The organism is Devosia sp. (assembly GCF_965229025.1).
Taxonomy (GTDB): domain Bacteria; phylum Pseudomonadota; class Alphaproteobacteria; order Rhizobiales; family Devosiaceae; genus Devosia_A.
Genome location: NZ_OZ245853.1, coordinates 3,031,459 through 3,048,246 on the forward strand (window position 1 = coordinate 3,031,459; position 16,788 = coordinate 3,048,246).

General features: G+C 62.0%; 16 protein-coding genes and 1 tRNA gene. 7 read left to right on the top strand and 10 right to left on the bottom strand.

Going from position 1 to position 16,788, the window contains the following annotated elements; genetic code table 11:
* Window positions 1-34: 34 nt before the first annotated feature.
* Window positions 35-301 carry a hypothetical protein gene (locus tag ACO06J_RS14750; RefSeq protein WP_421761474.1) on the bottom strand — a complete coding sequence of 89 codons (267 nt, stop codon included), beginning with the start codon at window positions 299-301 and terminating at the stop codon, window positions 35-37.
* Between the two features lie 121 nt (window positions 302-422).
* Between ACO06J_RS14750 and ACO06J_RS14755 the strand changes: the two genes are divergently transcribed.
* Window positions 423-2,213: a hypothetical protein gene (locus ACO06J_RS14755; protein WP_421761475.1), complete on the top strand. Its 1,791-nt coding sequence runs from the start codon at window positions 423-425 to the stop codon at window positions 2,211-2,213.
* On the opposite strand, the gene ACO06J_RS14760 is transcribed toward ACO06J_RS14755, so the two are convergent.
* Both ACO06J_RS14760 and ACO06J_RS14765 read right to left on the bottom strand, forming a co-directional pair.
* Window positions 2,208-2,552 carry an MmcQ/YjbR family DNA-binding protein gene (locus ACO06J_RS14760; protein ID WP_421761476.1) on the bottom strand — a complete coding sequence of 115 codons (345 nt, stop codon included), beginning with the start codon at window positions 2,550-2,552 and terminating at the stop codon, window positions 2,208-2,210. The two genes, ACO06J_RS14755 and ACO06J_RS14760, sit on opposite strands and share 6 nt — an antisense overlap.
* Before the next feature lie 9 nt (window positions 2,553-2,561).
* Window positions 2,562-2,885, bottom strand: coding sequence for a hypothetical protein (locus ACO06J_RS14765; RefSeq protein WP_421761477.1), 324 nt, complete (start codon window positions 2,883-2,885; stop codon window positions 2,562-2,564).
* 252 nt (window positions 2,886-3,137) lie between these two features.
* Here ACO06J_RS14765 and ACO06J_RS14770 point away from each other — a divergent pair.
* A tRNA-Ser gene (locus tag ACO06J_RS14770) sits at window positions 3,138-3,227 on the top strand.
* A gap of 110 nt (window positions 3,228-3,337) precedes the next feature.
* On the opposite strand, the gene ACO06J_RS14775 is transcribed toward ACO06J_RS14770, so the two are convergent.
* Genes ACO06J_RS14775 through ACO06J_RS14785 form a run of 3 tightly spaced genes read right to left on the bottom strand, consistent with a single transcriptional unit; the run spans window position 3,338 to window position 7,026 of the window.
* Entirely contained in the window at window positions 3,338-4,165 is an 828-nt protein-coding gene (locus ACO06J_RS14775) for a class I SAM-dependent methyltransferase (protein WP_421761478.1), read from the bottom strand.
* Complete coding sequence (locus ACO06J_RS14780) at window positions 4,162-5,970, bottom strand: tripartite tricarboxylate transporter permease (RefSeq protein ID WP_421761479.1); 1,809 nt, start codon at window positions 5,968-5,970, stop codon at window positions 4,162-4,164. The genes ACO06J_RS14775 and ACO06J_RS14780 overlap by 4 nt, the downstream gene beginning before the upstream one ends.
* Window positions 5,971-5,985: 15 nt before the next feature.
* Window positions 5,986-7,026 carry a hypothetical protein gene (locus tag ACO06J_RS14785; RefSeq protein WP_421761480.1) on the bottom strand — a complete coding sequence of 347 codons (1,041 nt, stop codon included), beginning with the start codon at window positions 7,024-7,026 and terminating at the stop codon, window positions 5,986-5,988.
* Between ACO06J_RS14785 and ACO06J_RS14790 the strand changes: the two genes are divergently transcribed.
* Window positions 7,025-8,479 carry a hypothetical protein gene (locus tag ACO06J_RS14790; protein WP_421761481.1) on the top strand — a complete coding sequence of 485 codons (1,455 nt, stop codon included), beginning with the start codon at window positions 7,025-7,027 and terminating at the stop codon, window positions 8,477-8,479. The genes ACO06J_RS14785 and ACO06J_RS14790 overlap by 2 nt on opposite strands.
* Before the next feature lie 57 nt (window positions 8,480-8,536).
* Here ACO06J_RS14790 and ACO06J_RS14795 read toward each other — a convergent pair whose 3' ends face one another.
* The 4 genes from ACO06J_RS14795 to ACO06J_RS14810 all read right to left on the bottom strand — a co-directional run bounded on the left by ACO06J_RS14795 (window position 8,537) and on the right by ACO06J_RS14810 (window position 11,930).
* Window positions 8,537-9,238 carry an outer membrane protein gene (locus ACO06J_RS14795; RefSeq protein ID WP_421761482.1) on the bottom strand — a complete coding sequence of 234 codons (702 nt, stop codon included), beginning with the start codon at window positions 9,236-9,238 and terminating at the stop codon, window positions 8,537-8,539.
* 146 nt (window positions 9,239-9,384) lie between these two features.
* Complete coding sequence (locus ACO06J_RS14800) at window positions 9,385-10,347, bottom strand: aldo/keto reductase (protein ID WP_421761483.1); 963 nt, start codon at window positions 10,345-10,347, stop codon at window positions 9,385-9,387.
* Window positions 10,348-10,353: 6 nt separating this feature from the next.
* Window positions 10,354-11,370, bottom strand: coding sequence for a LacI family DNA-binding transcriptional regulator (locus ACO06J_RS14805; RefSeq protein ID WP_421761484.1), 1,017 nt, complete (start codon window positions 11,368-11,370; stop codon window positions 10,354-10,356).
* Between the two features lie 113 nt (window positions 11,371-11,483).
* Window positions 11,484-11,930, bottom strand: coding sequence for a VOC family protein (locus tag ACO06J_RS14810; protein ID WP_421761485.1), 447 nt, complete (start codon window positions 11,928-11,930; stop codon window positions 11,484-11,486).
* A gap of 405 nt (window positions 11,931-12,335) precedes the next feature.
* On the opposite strand from ACO06J_RS14810, the gene ACO06J_RS14815 reads away from it, so the two are divergent.
* The 4 genes from ACO06J_RS14815 to ACO06J_RS14830 all read left to right on the top strand — a co-directional run bounded on the left by ACO06J_RS14815 (window position 12,336) and on the right by ACO06J_RS14830 (window position 16,743).
* Window positions 12,336-13,223 carry a carbohydrate ABC transporter permease gene (locus ACO06J_RS14815; RefSeq protein WP_421761486.1) on the top strand — a complete coding sequence of 296 codons (888 nt, stop codon included), beginning with the start codon at window positions 12,336-12,338 and terminating at the stop codon, window positions 13,221-13,223.
* Complete coding sequence (locus tag ACO06J_RS14820) at window positions 13,220-14,137, top strand: carbohydrate ABC transporter permease (protein ID WP_421761487.1); 918 nt, start codon at window positions 13,220-13,222, stop codon at window positions 14,135-14,137. The genes ACO06J_RS14815 and ACO06J_RS14820 overlap by 4 nt, the downstream gene beginning before the upstream one ends.
* Window positions 14,138-14,140: 3 nt before the next feature.
* Window positions 14,141-15,238 carry an ABC transporter ATP-binding protein gene (locus tag ACO06J_RS14825; protein ID WP_421761488.1) on the top strand — a complete coding sequence of 366 codons (1,098 nt, stop codon included), beginning with the start codon at window positions 14,141-14,143 and terminating at the stop codon, window positions 15,236-15,238.
* Window positions 15,239-15,495: 257 nt separating this feature from the next.
* Window positions 15,496-16,743 carry an ABC transporter substrate-binding protein gene (locus tag ACO06J_RS14830; RefSeq protein ID WP_421761489.1) on the top strand — a complete coding sequence of 416 codons (1,248 nt, stop codon included), beginning with the start codon at window positions 15,496-15,498 and terminating at the stop codon, window positions 16,741-16,743.
* Window positions 16,744-16,788 lie beyond the last annotated feature (45 nt).

The following is a 16,788-nucleotide window of genomic DNA, read 5'->3' on the forward strand; positions in this document are numbered from 1 at the left end:
CGGGCGACCCGAGCGGTCGCCCGTCTTTATTTCGTCAGGCCGCGCCCCGCAGGCTTCGATTGATGGCGGCGAGCAACATTATGATGCGGGCCACGCCCATCAGCAGCAGCCCGCCCACGATGGGCGCCACCGACCACGACGTGGTTCGCGCCACATCCATGGCAACGGCCAAGTAGCTGGCATCAGGCGCTGCCAGCGCAGCTTGCGCCATTTGCAGCACCCCCGGCGCACCTAAGCCCAGCATCACCACGCTCACCAGCACCGAAACCAGCCCGATGATGAACAAAAGACCTGCAACCACGTTCGCCCCCTCTTGAATGCAATCTGAGTAGATGAGGCAGCGGAGATTTCGTCAACCGCCTCCGCGTTTCAGCCGATCTTAACGGCGACGGGCCTAGTGTCTTCCCGACTGGGAGCACTTGATGACGACGCAGCGCAATGGAGTGGACTGGAGGCTTTTTGCCCTGGTGTTTGCGCTCACAGCCGCAGCCTATGTGGCGCGAGCCGTGCTGACGCAAGGCTCAGTGCCCCTGTTCAACGATACCGACGATGCCATGCGTCTCGTCGAAATCCGCGACTTTCTTGGCGGCCAGGGCTGGTACGACCTGATCCAGCACAGGCTCAACACGCCATTCGGCGCAGAAATGCACTGGTCACGGCTGATCGATGCCCCGATCGCCGGGCTGATGCTTCTGCTTCACCCGCTGGCGGGGGACCTGACGGAATCGGTCGCCGCCTATGTATGGCCGCTGCTCCTTTTGGGTGTCCTGATGCAGCTGAGCGCCGGGATCAGCGTCCGCCTCGCCGGCCCAGAGGCCGCTCTCCCCGGGCTGGTCCTGCCGGCCTTCTCATTGATCTCAATGGTCGAGTTTGCGCCCGGCCGTATTGACCATCACTCCGTGCAGATCCTCTTGGCGCTGACCATGCTGCTCTGTCTCATCGAGGCAATTGAGCGGTCCCGCATGGCATTTGCAGCAGGCCTCGCAACAGCGTGTGCCATCGCAATTGGCGCCGAAAGCCTGCCCACGGCCGTAGCAGGGGCGCTTGCCGCCGGGCTCATCTGGGTCATCGATGGTCGCCACGCGGCCTTGCTGCGCAACTTTGGCGCAAGTTTCGCATTCGGCACACTGGCACTTTTGGTCCTGGCCCTCCCCCCAGAGCGCTGGTTCAAGCCGTATTGCGATGCGATTTCAGTGGTCTACGCTGCGGCTGCGGTCGGCACCGGGCTGTTTTTTGTGCTGCTGTCGCTCCTGCCTCTGGCGCGCCGCGTGCCAACACAACGGCTGGCGGCAGGCGGCTTTGCTGGCGTGGCCGTGGTTGCGCTGCTCTACCAGGTGTTCCCCACCTGCTTTCACGGCGCCTATTCAAATCTCGACCCATGGCTGATCACCCATTGGATCGACCGGATTGATGAGGCCAAGCCGCTCTGGGTTGCGTTCTTCAGCAACCCGAGTTACGTCGCGGCTGTCGGCCTGCCTCCCCTGTTGGCAGTCCTGGTGACGCTGTATCACCTGTTCCATCCCAACACGGCGTGGCGCAGCCGATGGGTGGCCTATGCGGTTGTACTGCTCCTCGCAATCGCTGTGATGCTGCTGCAGGTGCGTGGCGCCCGGCTCGCGACGACATTGGCGGCGCCAGCCGGTGCGGCACTCATTGTTGCCGCCCGGGCCAGCTATCTTGCGCAAAAGGGTGTCTTTCCGGTGATGGGTCTCGTGGCCGGGTGGGTGGGCTTTGCTGGACTTGCCCTCGCCCTGATGGCCAACTCCGTCCTCACACTGCTCCCCGGCGCCACGAGTGCTCCGGACAACACGCCGCAATCAGCACAGAAGGCAAGTTGCCTGATGCCGGCCGCTTTCGTACCACTGGCTGGCCTGCCCAAAGCGCGCATCATGGCCCCGATCGACCTGGGGTCCCACCTGTTGGCCTTCACGCCGCACGAAGTGGTCGGCGCCCCCTATCACCGCGATGTCGCCGGGCTGCACGACAGCTTCGATTTCTTCAACGCCCCGATCGCAGAGGCGCGCGCCATCCTCGTTTCGCGCGGCATTTCGCTCGTTGTGATCTGCCCCTCGATGCCGGAACTCAAAGGCCTGCCCGATGCGGACGCAGGCGCATTCGTGCACCTTTATGCACAACACACGCTGCCCGATTGGCTCAAGCTGGTCAGCGTTCCCGGCGCAACGCTGGAGATCTACACCGTCAAGCCGCTATAGGCCGAGTTCCGCCCGTGCCTTGCGCGTGAGTTTTCCAGCAATCAGCCGATGGGCTTCAGTCAGGTAGCCGGCAAGCAGAACTTCCTCCAGCGCTCCGGGATTAACCAGCACCCATTGTCCCTTGGCGAAATATGGGGCCTGAGCGATTCCCGGCAGGTCAACGAGCCCCGCATAGGCGATCTCGGTGACCTTGAACGCAATTGCGCCTTCCGTGTCGCCCAGGAGGCAGAACACCTTGCCACCTACCTTCGCGACCAAACTCCCCCACTGCGCGACAGTGGTGGTGGCCGGTAACCCGGCGATAAAGCGGACAAATCCATCGTGACTGTGGAGGGTCATGGCAGCCCGTCAGATCTGGTCATGCCGCACAAAGAGCCGGGTGCGCCGCGACCGGCCAAGCCATGCCAGCAAGGCCCCGGGAACCGCCAGCACCGCCCAACCGGGGAAAGCCAGAATAGCATTCACGCTCACTTCGAGGACAGGGCCGAACAGGCGGCTCGCAATGAATGTCCGCGCAGCAGCGAGGCTTTCGGCGTTGATCCAGCTCCAGGTCTGCTCGAATGAGGTCAGCACCAGATGATCGGCGCCCAACGACTTTGTGCCATCAATGATCAGCAGGATCAGCGCTAGGCCAACGAGCCAGGTGCCCAACACTCGCACAATGAGCCGCATCTCTGTCTGCCGAACCTTCAGCGTCTGAGGAGCGACCGCCCCACTTCAAGGCACTTGTCGCACGCCCCTTCGCCCGTGCACAAGATCATCGCCAACCGAGGCATGAAAACTATGGCCAAAGACATCGATCTGATCCCTTGCGGTCGGCACGTTCCTGAGTATAGTGCGCCCGCTTGCGAAGGGGTCTGACCGCCGCTTCCGCCGTATCATCGGCACAGGCACTGCAGTTCACCGCCTGGTGTGGTTGCATGCGGAGAGATGGCCGAGTGGTCGAAGGCGCACGCCTGGAAAGTGTGTAGGCGGGGAACCGTCTCAAGGGTTCGAATCCCTTTCTCTCCGCCATTCCTTTCTGGCTCTACTGACACTCTGGGTTTGAAGCGGCGCTGGTCTGCTACTCAGTAGCCTACGATTTACCAAGTCCATCCGGTTTATGCACCGAGGTGCCTCCGGGCTCAAGGCGCCGCTTTGGCGACCGTGTAGGTGCGTCGGCGGGTGCGGCCCCCGTTGTCGGAATGGAACTTGTGGACATCGACAATGCGCAATCCCGCCGCTTCGTAGGCGCCCGAAGTTCGGAACTCATCCGGATCAAAATTGCGATCGCTGTGCTGCAGGTCGACCATGGCGCTTTCAGTTGGTGGGCGGTTGACGATGGAGGCAATGCGCGCGCGGAGTTCAGAGACGGTGGCCGGCAGCGAAATGTGGCGCTCGGCAAGGGCGTCGAGTATCTGCTGAGCGTGATCGCCGGGGGCTCGAGGCACTAGCCGTCCGCCGGAGGTGGCCACGATAACGACTCCCCCTGGTTTCAACATCTGCTGCAACAGCCGCAGGTAGCGGAGACGCCCGGCTGGCGGCATGAAGTGGAGGATCAGGTGCGCTATGATCATGTCGTAGCTGCCAAATGGAGCCGCCGCCGTCAGGTCGCGTACAAAGGTGGTGAGTGGAGCGCTGCGCCGTTTCGCGAGACGTTCACTGGCGTGGAGCGGTGAAGGGCAGAGATCGGCGACGTGGACCTGGTGCAGCCTGGTCCCCAGCACATCCAGTGCGAACTCCAGCAGCCCCGCGTCGGCTGCTCCGGCAATCAGCAAATCACCCGAGGCGGGGAACAGGCCAGAAGCAAGTGCGCCGAATTGTTCCTTGTCGCGCTCTGCACCCATGCGCTCGCCCGACAGCACCAGATAGGGGCGTGTCGCATGGTAGTCGGTGCAACCAGCGCAGTTGGCCACGGCATAGGCATAGTCTTCGGCCGCATCGGCCAGATCCTGAGCACTCACTGGGCTCATGTTGAGACCTCGCTGTTGATGTCTTGTCGGGCACGTGGACGTATCAGGGAGAGTGGCAATGCCGCGAGTGGCAACAGCAATGCCACCCAGCCGACGAGGCTCGCGGCTGCAAGTCCCACCAACCCCAGCCCCGCCGGAAGCCATTCGATCGTCTCAACGGGCTTGGCCGGCGGCCGTCGCAGCAGTTGCAGCGCAGCGAGCACCGCGAGCGCCCCAAGGGTGGTGATGGCGGCGACGCGCGGCATCATGGCGGACATCGGGGCATAGTACTGGCTTACAAACAGCGTCAAAATGGCAGTTGCGGCCCCGAGGCCGAGCGGAGCGATGGCAGCGGGTGAAACGCCGTTCGGCGCAGTTGCCCGTGCCGCTCCCCGGCGCCGCGTCAGGCGCGCGCCAAACACCAGCGCTGCAGTCAGTCCGAGCAAGATCAGGACGCCCGGGCGAAGCAGTGTCCCCCAGCCATAAAGGATGGTTGAGCGCTGCAGGGCAGATTCGAGCACCGGCCCGATAATGAACCCGAGCAGGAAGGGCGCGCGCGCTATGCCGGCGCGGATCAGCAGCAGCCCGAATATGCCGAAGCCGAGCATCTGCCAGACGGTCGCAGCGTTTGGTGCGGTATAGTAGGTGGCGATCAGCGCGCTACAAAGCGAGACAACGGCGATACCGCGACGCGGCAGGCGCGCCAGTTGGAGCAAAAGCGGCGCAAACAGCAGGCAGATCACAAGCCCCAGCAGGTTGGAGGCACCGATGGTCAGGGCTATGGCTGCGGGTAGTTCGGGCTGGACGCGCATCATCGCCGGGCCCACCTGGATGCCGATCATGGCGAAAGCAGCGAGGATGATCGCCATGCCGGAACTCCCCGGCACGCCGAGGAACAGGGTCGGGATAAAAGCCCCGCCCTCCTTGGAGCCGGCGGCCACTTCGGGTGCAACGATACCCTCGACGGCCCCCTCCCCGAACGGCAGTTCACGTGGGCTCGCGCGTGCGGCCATGCCGTAGGACATCCAGACCGCAACACTGGTGCCGATCCCGGGGGTGATGCCGACGAGCACCCCGATGGCAGCCGACTTGAGGGAGAGGGCGAGGTGCCGGAACGGTTCGAGCAGGCCATCGATGGTCAGGCGGAGCGCCGGCTTGGCGCGTGTCCGCTCTGTCGCTCGCTCGTGGCGCAGCAGTTCGGGGATAGCGATGATACCCGCTATGACCGCAGGAATGCCGAACCCGTCGATTAGTCGAGGCACGCCAAAGGTCAGCCTGACGACGCCTTGGATGGGATCAACCCCGACGGTCGAACAGAGGATTCCCAGCGCGCCGAGGGCAATTCCCGCGGGCAGTCCACTGCTTGAAACTGCCGAGATGCCCACCAGCCCCAGGCAGGCCAGAGCGGCAACCTCTGGGGTGCCGATGAACAGCAGCGCCTTGGCCATGAAGGGCGCCACCAGCAGCAGTACCAGTGCACCAGCTACGCCTCCGAAGGCGCTTGACCCAAGGATCACACCAACCACCCGCGATGCCTCGCCGCGAAGCGACAGCGGATAGCCGTTGATGACAGTTGCGGCCTCCGCCGCAGACGTCGGTGCGCCGAACAAGGCAGCCGGAACAGTTCCCGACACCTGAGCAGCGGCATGCATGGCAACTAGCAGGATGGCCGCCACCAGCGGTGGCAGACCAAGCAGAAACGGCGTTATGATGAGCAATGCTGCGCGGGCACTGACACCGGGCACCAGCCCAATGATGACGCCAATGAGCGACCCTACCCCGAGACCGACAAGAGCGTCCGGCCGATCAAACGGAGTGATCATCATCTGCCCACCTTTTGCCTACAGGACGCAGGCCTGTCCATCACTCAGGGCTGCTCCGCACGCGACTGCCGACTTCAGCACCTTGGCGTATAGCTCCCGCTCGGAAAAGATGGCGCTGATGGTCTGTCTTAGCGCTGCAGTATCGACCGGCAACGCCGACCCGTTGCCGCTCGTGGCGCGCAATGCGTCAGTAACCTTGGGCGCGCAGGCGACGAAGCCTGCTTCGAGGGCGGCGAAGCTCACCGCGTCAATGTCGGGCGGCACGATAACCATCTGGTCGGATTCTGCGGCGGCAGTCATGATGTCGAGGATCTGCCTTTTGGTCTCGGTGTTCGCGAAGCTGCTGAGCACAGGGAGGTCGGCCAGCGCAGACCCGGCTATGGGAGCGTTGAGGGCGAGAATGGGCATAAGTGTACCATCAGCGACAAGGTCTGAGAACGTATCGTAGGAGCCCAGTGCTGCATTCACTTCGCCCGACATGATTGCCACCTTGCGACCGGCGCTGCCATAGCCGCCAACCGGCTTGATGCGGCTGCCGCTCACTGCATTGGTCAGTAGCGTCTCGAAATGTGATGATGACGTGGCACGCGGCGTCGGCACCGTGATTGCATTTTGTGACGCAAGGAGCTCGGCAAAGCTCTTGACGCCGGCCCTCTCCGTAACAAATAGCACGCGCTGGTCACGGCCGAGCGAGCCGAGGAACTGCACGGCAGCGAACTGGCTGGACAGCTCGTCGTCGGACAACGCCCCATAGATCATGCTGCCAGGAACAAAGGAGATGAGGTCGGGGCTACCCTTGGCCTCGAACGCCGCGCTCAGGGCAAAGCGTCCGCCGCCACCACCGTCATTTTCCACTTCGATAGCTGCGTCGCCGCGGTAGTCCTTGAGCAATGTCGCGAAGGCGCGCGCCGAAACATCGAGTGTGCCACCGGGATCGGTCCCAACGACAATGCGCAGGGTCTGTGCCGCCCAGGCGAGGCCGGGCGACGCGCACGTGGCCGCCACCGCGCCAAGAATTCCGAGAAAGTGCCGACGGCGGAGAGCTAGCGGTGTGGTCATGGTCAATGTCGTTCCTCCCAGAGCTTGCGATAACTACCAATGCGCGGCATGGATGGCCATCGGTCGGCGCAGGATACAGACTTATCCCATGAGAGATAGAGCAGTCCCACTCCACAAGCTGACGGCCCAGAGACTACCCGGACCGGCGGCAGAGCAGGCGTTTGCCTTCCAAAAGCAGCTCGAAGCGGGCGCCCTGATGGATCAGCCTCAACTCGCCGCGTACCAGCTACATCACCTCAAACGCCTGGTCGGCTTTGGCACACGCGAGGTAGAAGCCTATGCCAATGCCGCTTTCGCTGCTTCCGTCAGCAGCGCCAAGACCTTGCCGGAAGCGCTGTCGGCTATTCCGATCCTGACGCGTGGTGCGCTGGCGCGAAATCCGCTGGACTACCGTAGCCTGCAATTGCCCACCGGGCACAGCTTTGGAGGACAGAAGCGGTCATCCGGAACCAGCGGTCAGGTCGTCGCGGTGGAAACCACCAATATCAGCCACGGTTGGCAATCCGGCATGAACCTGCGCGCCCAACTCTGGGCTGGCCGGGACTTTGGCAAGACCTATGCGACGATCCGGGTGCACTTCAAGACCATGGCGCCCTACCCTGAAGGTGTCATCGAACCGAGCTGGGGCAATGTCACGACAGTGCCTCTGCAAACCGGGCCGTCGGCCCATCTCGACACCAAGGCAAGTCTCGAGCAGCAATGGGAATGGCTGTCGCGGATCAAGCCCGACTACCTGCTGACCTACCCGTCCATTATTCGGGCCATGGCGGCGCGTGCGGCACGGGAGGGGAGGATGCCGTTCCGCCTGCTCGGCGTCTCTACGGTCGGCGAAACCGTGGACGCCGAGTTGCGCGATGCCTGCCGGAATGACCTGGGCGCTGAACTCTATGACACTTATTCCGCCGAGGAACTGGGGGTGATTGCTCTGCAGTGTCCGAACACCCGCCGGTACCACACCATGGACGATGCGTTGATCGTGGAAGTGCTGAGCGAGGATGACCGACCCGTTGCCCCGGGCGAGACCGGCAGGCTGGTGATCACGCCACTTTTCAACTACGCAACGCCGCTGCTCAGGTACGATATCGGTGACCTTGCCGAGCGTGGCGCGGTCTGCTCGTGCGGTCGCTGTTTCGGGGTGCTCAATCGGGTCGTTGGGCGCATCCGCAACATCTTTCGTGTCCGGGACGGCCGGACCTTCTGGCCGAGCTTTGGCGCCAAGGCCTACTCGTCGCTGGTGCACGTGGTGCAACACCAGTTCCGTCAGCTCAGCTACGATGAACTGGAAGTGGTCTTTGCCACAAAAGACACCGTCTCGGCTGAGACCGAGGACAGGATTCGGCAGGCCATCGCGAAGAAGCTGCCCGAGCCCATGACGATACACTTCCGCTATGTCGATGAGATTCCGCGGGAGCCGGGCGGCAAGTATCAGGAATTCGTCTGCCTGATAGACTGAGCCCGGCACTGTGGCCGGGCTCAAGCAATCTCACTTCAAAGAGACCGGAGGTCCGTCTTACATCGGGATGCGCAGGCCGACCGTCAGGGACTGGTTCATCGAACTCGACAGATCACCGGTAAAGGGTTCGTCGTCGCTATCCGAACTGTCGAAGGCCACTTGCCCGCTGGTGCCGCCAGCGATTCCGCTCAACGAGTAGGTCAGACTGATCACCATGCCCGAACCAATGTCGAAGCCGACACCGGCGCCGATCATGTAGGCGAGGCCGGTAGTATTGATGTCCGTGGTGTAGGCACCGCTCTCAGCGGTCTGCTGCGAGGAACCCAGACCTAGACCGGCGCCGACACTGAAGGTCATCCCCTGTGTGACGGCAAAGTCTTTCCACAGGTTGGCAAGGACCATAAACGTCGCTGAGTCGGCTGTCAGCGTCGCTGAACCTTCAGACTGCACGTCGAAGCGGGCGCCCGAATTGGTGTGGTAACTGCCCTGGATCTCGGCTCGCAACCCCGGGATCAGTGTCGCACCCACTGCGGCGTAGAGATCGGCACCAAGTTCAAGATTGCTGACTTCGGTTGAGCTCGGTGTGTAGTTCGAGGAACTCGAAAGGTTGTCCAGCGCCAGTTCTTGCCAGTTTCCACCGGCACCAAACTCAACATAGGGGCTGTCAAAGCTCAGGTCCTGAGCCTGCGCTGTCGGCGACATGGCCAAGCCAAACGCCAGAACGGAAAAGCCAACAGCCAAACCACTTCTTGAAATCATTCAAAAGTCCCCCAATGCCCAACGCAACTCAACAGTAGAATAGCAGCGCGGAAGTCAAAAAGAAGTGACATTTCCATCACGATTGGCAACTTTTCCGCGGAACTGTGTCGCGTACTCCCACGGCCGCCGACCAGACTTACGCCCGCTCACGGGTAATGGTTGAACAGGTTTCCGGCGTCGGGGACGTGTGACATTATTTTGTCGCTGATTGCGGTCAGGCGGGTGAAGGCGCCGGCGGAGATTTCGGGTTCCAGCGCGGCGGCATTTGCGGTGACCTGGTCGGGGCTGCGAGCCCCCACGACGACTGAGTGGATCCCTGGCTGGTTCAGGATCCAGCGGATCGCGAGGGTCGAGAGTGGCAGGCCCAAGTTGTGGGCGAGTTGCTTCATTTCTTCAACACCAGCGTATACGTGCGGCCAGATATCCGCCCTGAACGGCAGGATCGAATGACGCTGATCGCACGCGACAAGGCCCGGGTCGAGGCCGAATTTTCCGGTCAGGATGCCGTGACCGAGGGCGCTGTACGCCACCACCGCGATACCCTTTCCGCGGCAATAGGGAATTGCTTCAACTTCGGCATACCGCCACAGCAGGTTGTAGCCGAGTTGATGGACGTCGATGCGACCGACCTCGGAGACCTGCTCCATTTGCGCAACGCTGAAGTTGCTGACCCCAATGGCGCCGATCTTGCCCTGGGCGCGTGCGATTTCGAGCCCTTCCATGACGGGGCGCATGTCCCGGCCGGCGCGAGGCCAATGGATGTAGTAGAGGTCAATGAACTCGACCCCGAGCCTTTTGAGGCTGCCCTCGACTTCGGCGAGGCTCGCCGCTGCCGTGAGGTTATCGGTGTGCGACTTGGAGGCGAGAAAGACGCTCTCGCGCTTGCCTTCAAGGAACTGGCCGAGCAGGGTTTCAGACCTGCCATTGCCGTAACCTGCCGCAGTGTCGAAGTGCCGGATGCCGGCGCGATAGGCTGCCTCCAGGGCACTCAGCAGATCTGCATCCGCCACATCCTTGGCGTACCATGAGCCGCCTTGCGCCATGGGCAGCAGGGGCAAGGGATTGTTGGCGAGGGGGGCTGGGCGCGGACCGGATGCGAGTATGGTCATGATCGATCACGTACTTTCGCGGATGATGAGTTCGGGATTGATCAGGGTCACACGCGGGGACGGCAGCTTTTCGCCTGCGGCGATCAGATGCATCAGCCGGTCGACGGCCATTTGCGATACGGCGGCGGCGTCGTAGTTCACCGTCGACAGCGGCGGTTCGCCGAACTCGGTGAAAGCGATGTTGTCATAGCCCATGATGGCGAGATCGTCGGGGATGCGGACGCCGTGCTTGTGGCACCAGCGCAGCGCGCCCAATGCAAGCGAGTCGTTATCCGCCAGCACCGCTGTCGGGCGCTTGGCACCATTCATCAGCATATCGAGGGCGAAATAGCCGTGGCGTCCGTAGTGGCCATTGGTCGGTGCAATGAGGTCGCGGTCAATCTCGATCCCGGCCTCGGTCAGGGCCTGCTGATAACCTTCAAGCTTTTCGTCGTTGCCGTTTGAATGTGAAGCGTCGAGAAAGCCGATGCGCCGGTGGCCCCGGCCAATGAGGTAGCGCGTCGCCTGGTAGCCGCCGCTGCGATCGTCCACGCTCACGCCGTCGATCCCAGCGTCGGGGTCGGCAATCAACAGCACCAGCGGAAAATTGGCCCGTCGAAGCGGCCGCAGGTGCTCGAGGTCGCGGTGGCGGGCTGGATAGATCAGGATGCCATCGACTTGGCGGGAGCGGAACATGTCGACGACCTTGATCTCCTCTTCCAGCGTGTTGTTGGAGGTGGCGAACAGCGTGCCATAACCTTTCGCGGCCAAGGCGATTTCCACGGCCTGTGCGGTCTGGGTCAGCGTCGGGTTGAGGATATCGGTCAGCACCAGGCCGATGGTCCGCGTTTCGCGGCTGACCAACGACTTGGCGATCTGATTGGGGACATAGCGCAATTCCAGCGCTGCCGACTGGATCTTGTTCCGCGTCTCAACCGGAATGCGCTCGCTGTGGCGCAGCGCCAGGGACACCGTGTTGAGTGAAAAGCCTGTCCGTGCAGCAATATCGCGGAGGCGGACAATACCTTTACCCAAGATGTCCATCCAGCGCTTGCACAGGCGATCCTTCGCACAAATCAGCGCGCCATCGATAACACGGGTCTTCGGTGCGGGTCACCTTCACTCGTTCCGCCATGGCGCGCAGTTTCGCTCGCCTTTCAGGTGATCGCGCCCTCTCTGCGCAGACGCTGGATAGCGGCGTATTGCAGGCTGTCGGTCGCCATTTCCATCAGCTCGATGCGGTTGCCGTCCGGGTCTTCAAGCCAGGCCTGGCGGTTGCCATCGATAGCGGTCTTCAGCGGCAAGAGCAGTTCAAGCCCGGCGGCAGCGATCCTCGCCAGCACCTCGTCGATGTTGTCGACCGTCAGGCACATGTGGTTCATGCCATTGGCGTTCCAGCCCGGCGCCCGGTCGTTCTCGGCACCGGGGAACACCTCGAGATACTGCTCGTCAGTGATCCGAAGGTAGACCAGCCAGACGGTACCATCGTCCTTTGCGAGCCGGAGCATTTCGGGAAAACCGAGCTTGTTGACGTAATAGTCGAGCGACCGGTCGAGGTCCGTCACCTTGATGGCGACATGTCCCACACCATTGATTCCCTGCATATTTTCCTCCCTGTAGGTCCACCCTGCGAGGCTATTGACAGCCTCCCAATGCGCCTTCGTAGTGAACGCTAATACGGAAATGAGGTGTCCGAACGAAGCTCAGTTGTCAATTGCCTTTTCACCTCTCCTGGGTCGCCTAGCAGCTGCGGCGGGTTAGTGAACCGTCTTTAGTACCTTGATTTTATTATATTATGTTCGGTTCCGAAGATTTGCATCAGCATTGGATGGTCTGCTGATTGACAAAAACACGTCAACGAGAAGGCGAGACGGATTGAGGCGCGCACAGAAAATAGGCCATTGACGGCAGCGCACAGTCCTCTTTAGATTATCGATAATACGACCCTGAAACAGGGCAAGGGAACGCAGCGAGGCAAAAGCCGGCTGTGGTGCAGGAGGGAGGATTGCATGGCCTTTCGGTGGAGCCGATGGTCGCCGCAGCTTGCGTTGACTCCGGCGGTTGTGATCACCGCGGTGGTGTTCATCGGCGCGATCCTGTGGACGATCTACGTGTCGTTCACGACGTCCAAGGCATTCGCCACCTACGGCATTGATGTGACCGACTGGGCCAAGCAGTACGAACGGCTGTTCAAGGACAAGGGCTGGACCATCGCCCTGAAAAACATGCTGGTGCTGGGCATCGGCAGTTTCCTCGCCATTGTCTTCGGCTTCATCCTTGCCGCCATGATCGATCGCGAAAAGCGGGGTGAAGGGTTCTTCCGTACGATCTTCCTATACCCGCTCGCTGTGTCGCTGATCGTGACCGGGGTTGCCTGGCGTTGGATGTTCAACCCGAGCTTCGGGCTACAGGGCGCGCTGCACTCGATCGGTCTGACATGGATCAGCTTCGACTGGCTGTCGAAGCCCGAGACGGCGATGTACGGCATCATCCTCGCCTCGGTCTGGCAGGGCGCCGGCTTTTACATGGCGCTGATGCTCTCGGGGCTCAAATCCATCAACACCGAGATCTGGAGCGCGGCCAAGCTCGACGGCGTGAGTTTCTGGCGCCTCTACGCCGAAATCATCATCCCGATGATGAAGTTCACCTTCCTTACCTGCGCCATCCTGCTCTCGCTTGGTGTGGTCAAGGCCTACGACATCGTGGTCGCCATGACCAATGGCGGGCCGGGGCAGGCGACGTGGGTGCCGGGCTACTTCACCATCAATGCCTACTGGGTCAAATCGAACCTCGCCTACGCTTCGGCAGCGGCGGTGCTGATGCTGCTGATCACGGGGCTGATTTTCCTGCCGCTGGTGCTGCTGACCGCCTGGCGCGAACGTGCGAGGACATCATGAGCATGGCCATCCAGCCCGGCGAAGCCGTGGTCGACAGCGCGCCGCGCTTTCCGCGCAAGCCAAAGGGGATTTCGGGGCGCTCGATTGCGATCCTCATCTTCCTTTCCATCTGCGCCGCGTTCTTCTGCGTGCCGCTCTACATCATTATCACCACCTCGTTCAAAACCATGGCGCAGATCCGCGAGGGGGCGATCTTCTCGCTGCCCTCGCCGATTACGATCGAGCCCTGGATCAACGCCTGGGACAATGCCTGCTCCGGCATCCGCTGCGAGGGACTGAAGGTTGGCTTCTGGAACTCGGTGGCGATCCTGATCCCGAGCCTCGTGTTCTCGATGACGCTCTCCTCGATCACCGGCTATGCGCTGGCGCTGTGGAATGTGCGCTGGGCCGGGACGTTCCTGTTCATCCTGTTCATCTGCGCCTTCGTGCCGTTCCAGATCATCATGATCCCGCTGATCATCCTGAGCTCGGGGATCAAGGTTTACGGCACGATCTGGGGCATCGCGATCATTCACGCCGTGCTCTCCATGCCGTTCCTGACGCTGGTGTTCCGCAACTACTACAAGGGCATCCCGCAGGAGATCATGAGCGCCGCAATGATGGACTCTGGGTCCTTCTGGCGCATCTTCGGCGAGATCATCATGCCGATGAGCGGCAATATCTTCATCGTGGTGCTGATCCTGCAGGTCACCTCGATCTGGAACGATTTTCTCCTCGGGCTCACTTTCGGCGGTCTCGGCACCCAACCGATGAGTGTGGTGCTCGCCAATGTGGTGATCACCACCACCGGCGAGGCTGCCTACAACGAGAACATGGCGGCGGCGCTCCTCACCGCCATCCCGCCGCTCGTCATCTATTTCGTTCTCGGCAAGTTTTTCGTCCAGGGCATCACTGCCGGCGCGATCAAGGGGTAGGGCATGCCACGCGTAGCATTTGAAGACATCATCAAGAGTTATGGCCGTCTGACGGTTCTCAAGAATCTCGACCTTGCGATCGACGACGGCGAGTTCCTGGTCCTCCTGGGGCCTTCGGGTTGCGGAAAAACCACGCTGCTGAACCTTCTGGCAGGCCTGCTCGACGTCACTGCCGGGCGGATCACCATCGGGGACCGGGATGTGACGGACCTCGACCCCAAGGACCGGGGGCTGGCCATGGTTTTCCAGTCCTACGCGCTCTATCCGACCAAGACCGTGCGCGGGAACCTCAAGTTCGGCCTCGCCGCACACAAGCTGCCGCAGGCCGAGGTTGAGCAGCGTATTGCCTGGGCCGCCAAACTCTTGCAGATCGAGCCGTTGCTCGATCGGAAGCCCGCGCAGCTCTCCGGTGGCCAGCGCCAGCGCGTCGCGATCGGGCGGGCTCTGGTCAAGAAGGTCGGCGTGTTCCTATTCGATGAGCCGCTGTCCAACCTTGATGCCAAGCTGCGCACCGAGATGCGGCTCGAAATCAAGAAGCTCCATGATGAGCTGAAGTCGACCATCGTCTATGTGACGCACGACCAGATCGAAGCCATGACCATGGCGACGCGCATCGCGGTCATGGACGCAGGCGTCATCCAGCAGTTCGGAACGCCGGACGAGATCTACGGCCGGCCGGCCAATATGTTCGTTGCAGGCTTCATCGGCTCGCCGGCGATGAACCTTCGTCCAGCTACGCTCTCGGTGTCTGGGGGCAAGGTCGCGGCGCGGGCGGCGGGTGTTGATCTCGATGTCAGCCACTATGGTTTCGTCACTGCCCCAAAGGATGGACAGGGTGTCGTCATCGGGCTCCGTCCCGAGCACTTTGGCGAGCCGGACGCGTCAGTTGCGGACCCGGCGGGCAATTTCTCGCTGCCGGTTCAATACTGCGAAAAGACCGGCAGCGACGCGACCGCTTACCTCAAGTTCGGTGATGGCCTGATCGCGACACGCGTCGATCCCGAACAGATCGGCCGCTTCAAGCAGGGCGATACCGTCAACATCTCCTTCCCGCAGGGGAAGCTGCACGTCTTCGACGCCCAAAGCGGGCGCCGACTCTAGGCTACGGCCAGTCAGCGGACCGGATCGGATGATCCGGCCTGGCGCTGTGGGCCGCAAAGGAGCAAAGACCGGACCTGCTGGCCCGGACGAATGGGCCCAGCCGGCGACGGCAGGCCACACAAAGGCCCCGGCAAGGCAGGCAGCCAGTCCAATCGGCTGCCTGGAGGAACCGCCGGGGAACGATCCATCGCCGGATGTCCCGGCAGGGATGTGAAAACGTCGGCCCGCCGGAACGCGAGCCAAGAGGGAGAGACAGAATGCGTATGAAGACTCTAGCGACTATGGCGGCTGCGTTGCTGCTCGGTGCGGCGCCGATTGCAGCCTCAGCCGAAGAACTGATCGTCTATCACGGCTGGTCGTCCAAGGCCGAAGTGGCGGCGCTGAACATCCTGCAGGGCGCCCTGAACGCGAAGGGCCACACCTGGAAAGATCTGGCGATCCCACACAATTCGGGCGTCAACGTCTCGATCGTCAACATGGTGACGGGCGGTGATCCCCCGAACGCGTTCGTGACGTCTGATCCGCACATCTTCCGCGACCTCGCTGGCCTCGGCCTCGAACGCGATCTGACCGACTACTACAAGGAGATCGGTGCGGCAGACAATTTCTTCCCGATCGTGCGCGAGTTGTCGACCGTAGACGGCAAGATGGTGAAGGTGCCGCTGTTCCTCCACATCGACGGCATGGTCTATTGGAACATGGATGTTGCCAAGAAGGCGGGCGTTGATCCGACTGCCTGGAAGAGCGTCGACGAAATGATCGCCGACTTCCCCAAGATCAAGGCGGCCGGTTTTGTGCCTGCTGCGGTCGGTGGACAGGCGTTCCAGGTAGGGTATCTGTTCCACGCCATGGTTGCGGCCCTTGCCGGGCCGGACATATACAATCGTATCTATTCGGAAACCCCGGACCCGACCGCCTTCGATACGCCCGAGGTTCGCAAGGCCATCGAAGTGGTGCGCGCGTTCTCCAATGAAGCGACGCCCGAAAGTGAGAACCGTCCGTGGAACGAGACCACAAATACGGTGATCTCCGGCCAGGCCCTGTTCCACATCATGGGTGACTGGATGAAAGGCGAATGGCTGGCTGCGGGCAAGGTTCCGGGCGTCGACTTCGGCTGCGAAGTGATCCCTGGCGCCCTTGCAGTTCCTGTCACCTCCGATGCCATGGGCATCCTCGGTGGCCAGCCTGCGGAAAAGGACAAGGCCGAACTTGACCTCGTCGCGGCGTTCGTCGATCCGATTATCTCGGCCAAGGCCAATCAGCAGAAGGGCTCGACCAGCCCGCGCTCAGACGCCCCGACCGAGTTCCGCGATGCCTGCAACCAGGTAGCGATGGACGCGATGAACAAGCCCAATGGTGCGGTGAAGAACCCCTTCAACGTCATCACCGGCGACTGGAACAACGGCATCTGGACCGCGATGTACAACTTCTGGAGCGACAAGAACCAGACGACGGATGATGCCGTCGCGGCGCTCAAAGACGCATACGATCAGACCTTCAACTGATCGATCGGCCGGCGGGGAGCCTCCCAGTCTCTCGCCGGCCTTCCT

Bases quoted from the DNA above. Each gene is read 5' to 3' on its own strand.
- ACO06J_RS14825 (WP_421761488.1), top strand. From the start codon at position 14,141: ATGCCACGCGTAGCATTTGAAGACATCATCAAGAGTTATGGCCGTCTG.
- ACO06J_RS14830 (WP_421761489.1), top strand. From the start codon at position 15,496: ATGCGTATGAAGACTCTAGCGACTATGGCGGCTGCGTTGCTGCTCGGT.
- ACO06J_RS14805 (WP_421761484.1), bottom strand. From the start codon at position 11,370: ATGGACATCTTGGGTAAAGGTATTGTCCGCCTCCGCGATATTGCTGCA.
- ACO06J_RS14800 (WP_421761483.1), bottom strand. From the start codon at position 10,347: ATGACCATACTCGCATCCGGTCCGCGCCCAGCCCCCCTCGCCAACAAT.
- ACO06J_RS14780 (WP_421761479.1), bottom strand. From the start codon at position 5,970: ATGATGATCACTCCGTTTGATCGGCCGGACGCTCTTGTCGGTCTCGGG.
- ACO06J_RS14820 (WP_421761487.1), top strand. From the start codon at position 13,220: ATGAGCATGGCCATCCAGCCCGGCGAAGCCGTGGTCGACAGCGCGCCG.
- ACO06J_RS14790 (WP_421761481.1), top strand. From the start codon at position 7,025: ATGGTCAATGTCGTTCCTCCCAGAGCTTGCGATAACTACCAATGCGCG.
- ACO06J_RS14810 (WP_421761485.1), bottom strand. From the start codon at position 11,930: ATGCAGGGAATCAATGGTGTGGGACATGTCGCCATCAAGGTGACGGAC.
- ACO06J_RS14765 (WP_421761477.1), bottom strand. From the start codon at position 2,885: ATGCGGCTCATTGTGCGAGTGTTGGGCACCTGGCTCGTTGGCCTAGCG.
- ACO06J_RS14785 (WP_421761480.1), bottom strand. From the start codon at position 7,026: ATGACCACACCGCTAGCTCTCCGCCGTCGGCACTTTCTCGGAATTCTT.
- ACO06J_RS14795 (WP_421761482.1), bottom strand. From the start codon at position 9,238: ATGATTTCAAGAAGTGGTTTGGCTGTTGGCTTTTCCGTTCTGGCGTTT.
- ACO06J_RS14755 (WP_421761475.1), top strand. From the start codon at position 423: ATGACGACGCAGCGCAATGGAGTGGACTGGAGGCTTTTTGCCCTGGTG.
- ACO06J_RS14760 (WP_421761476.1), bottom strand. From the start codon at position 2,552: ATGACCCTCCACAGTCACGATGGATTTGTCCGCTTTATCGCCGGGTTA.
- ACO06J_RS14815 (WP_421761486.1), top strand. From the start codon at position 12,336: ATGGCCTTTCGGTGGAGCCGATGGTCGCCGCAGCTTGCGTTGACTCCG.
- ACO06J_RS14775 (WP_421761478.1), bottom strand. From the start codon at position 4,165: ATGAGCCCAGTGAGTGCTCAGGATCTGGCCGATGCGGCCGAAGACTAT.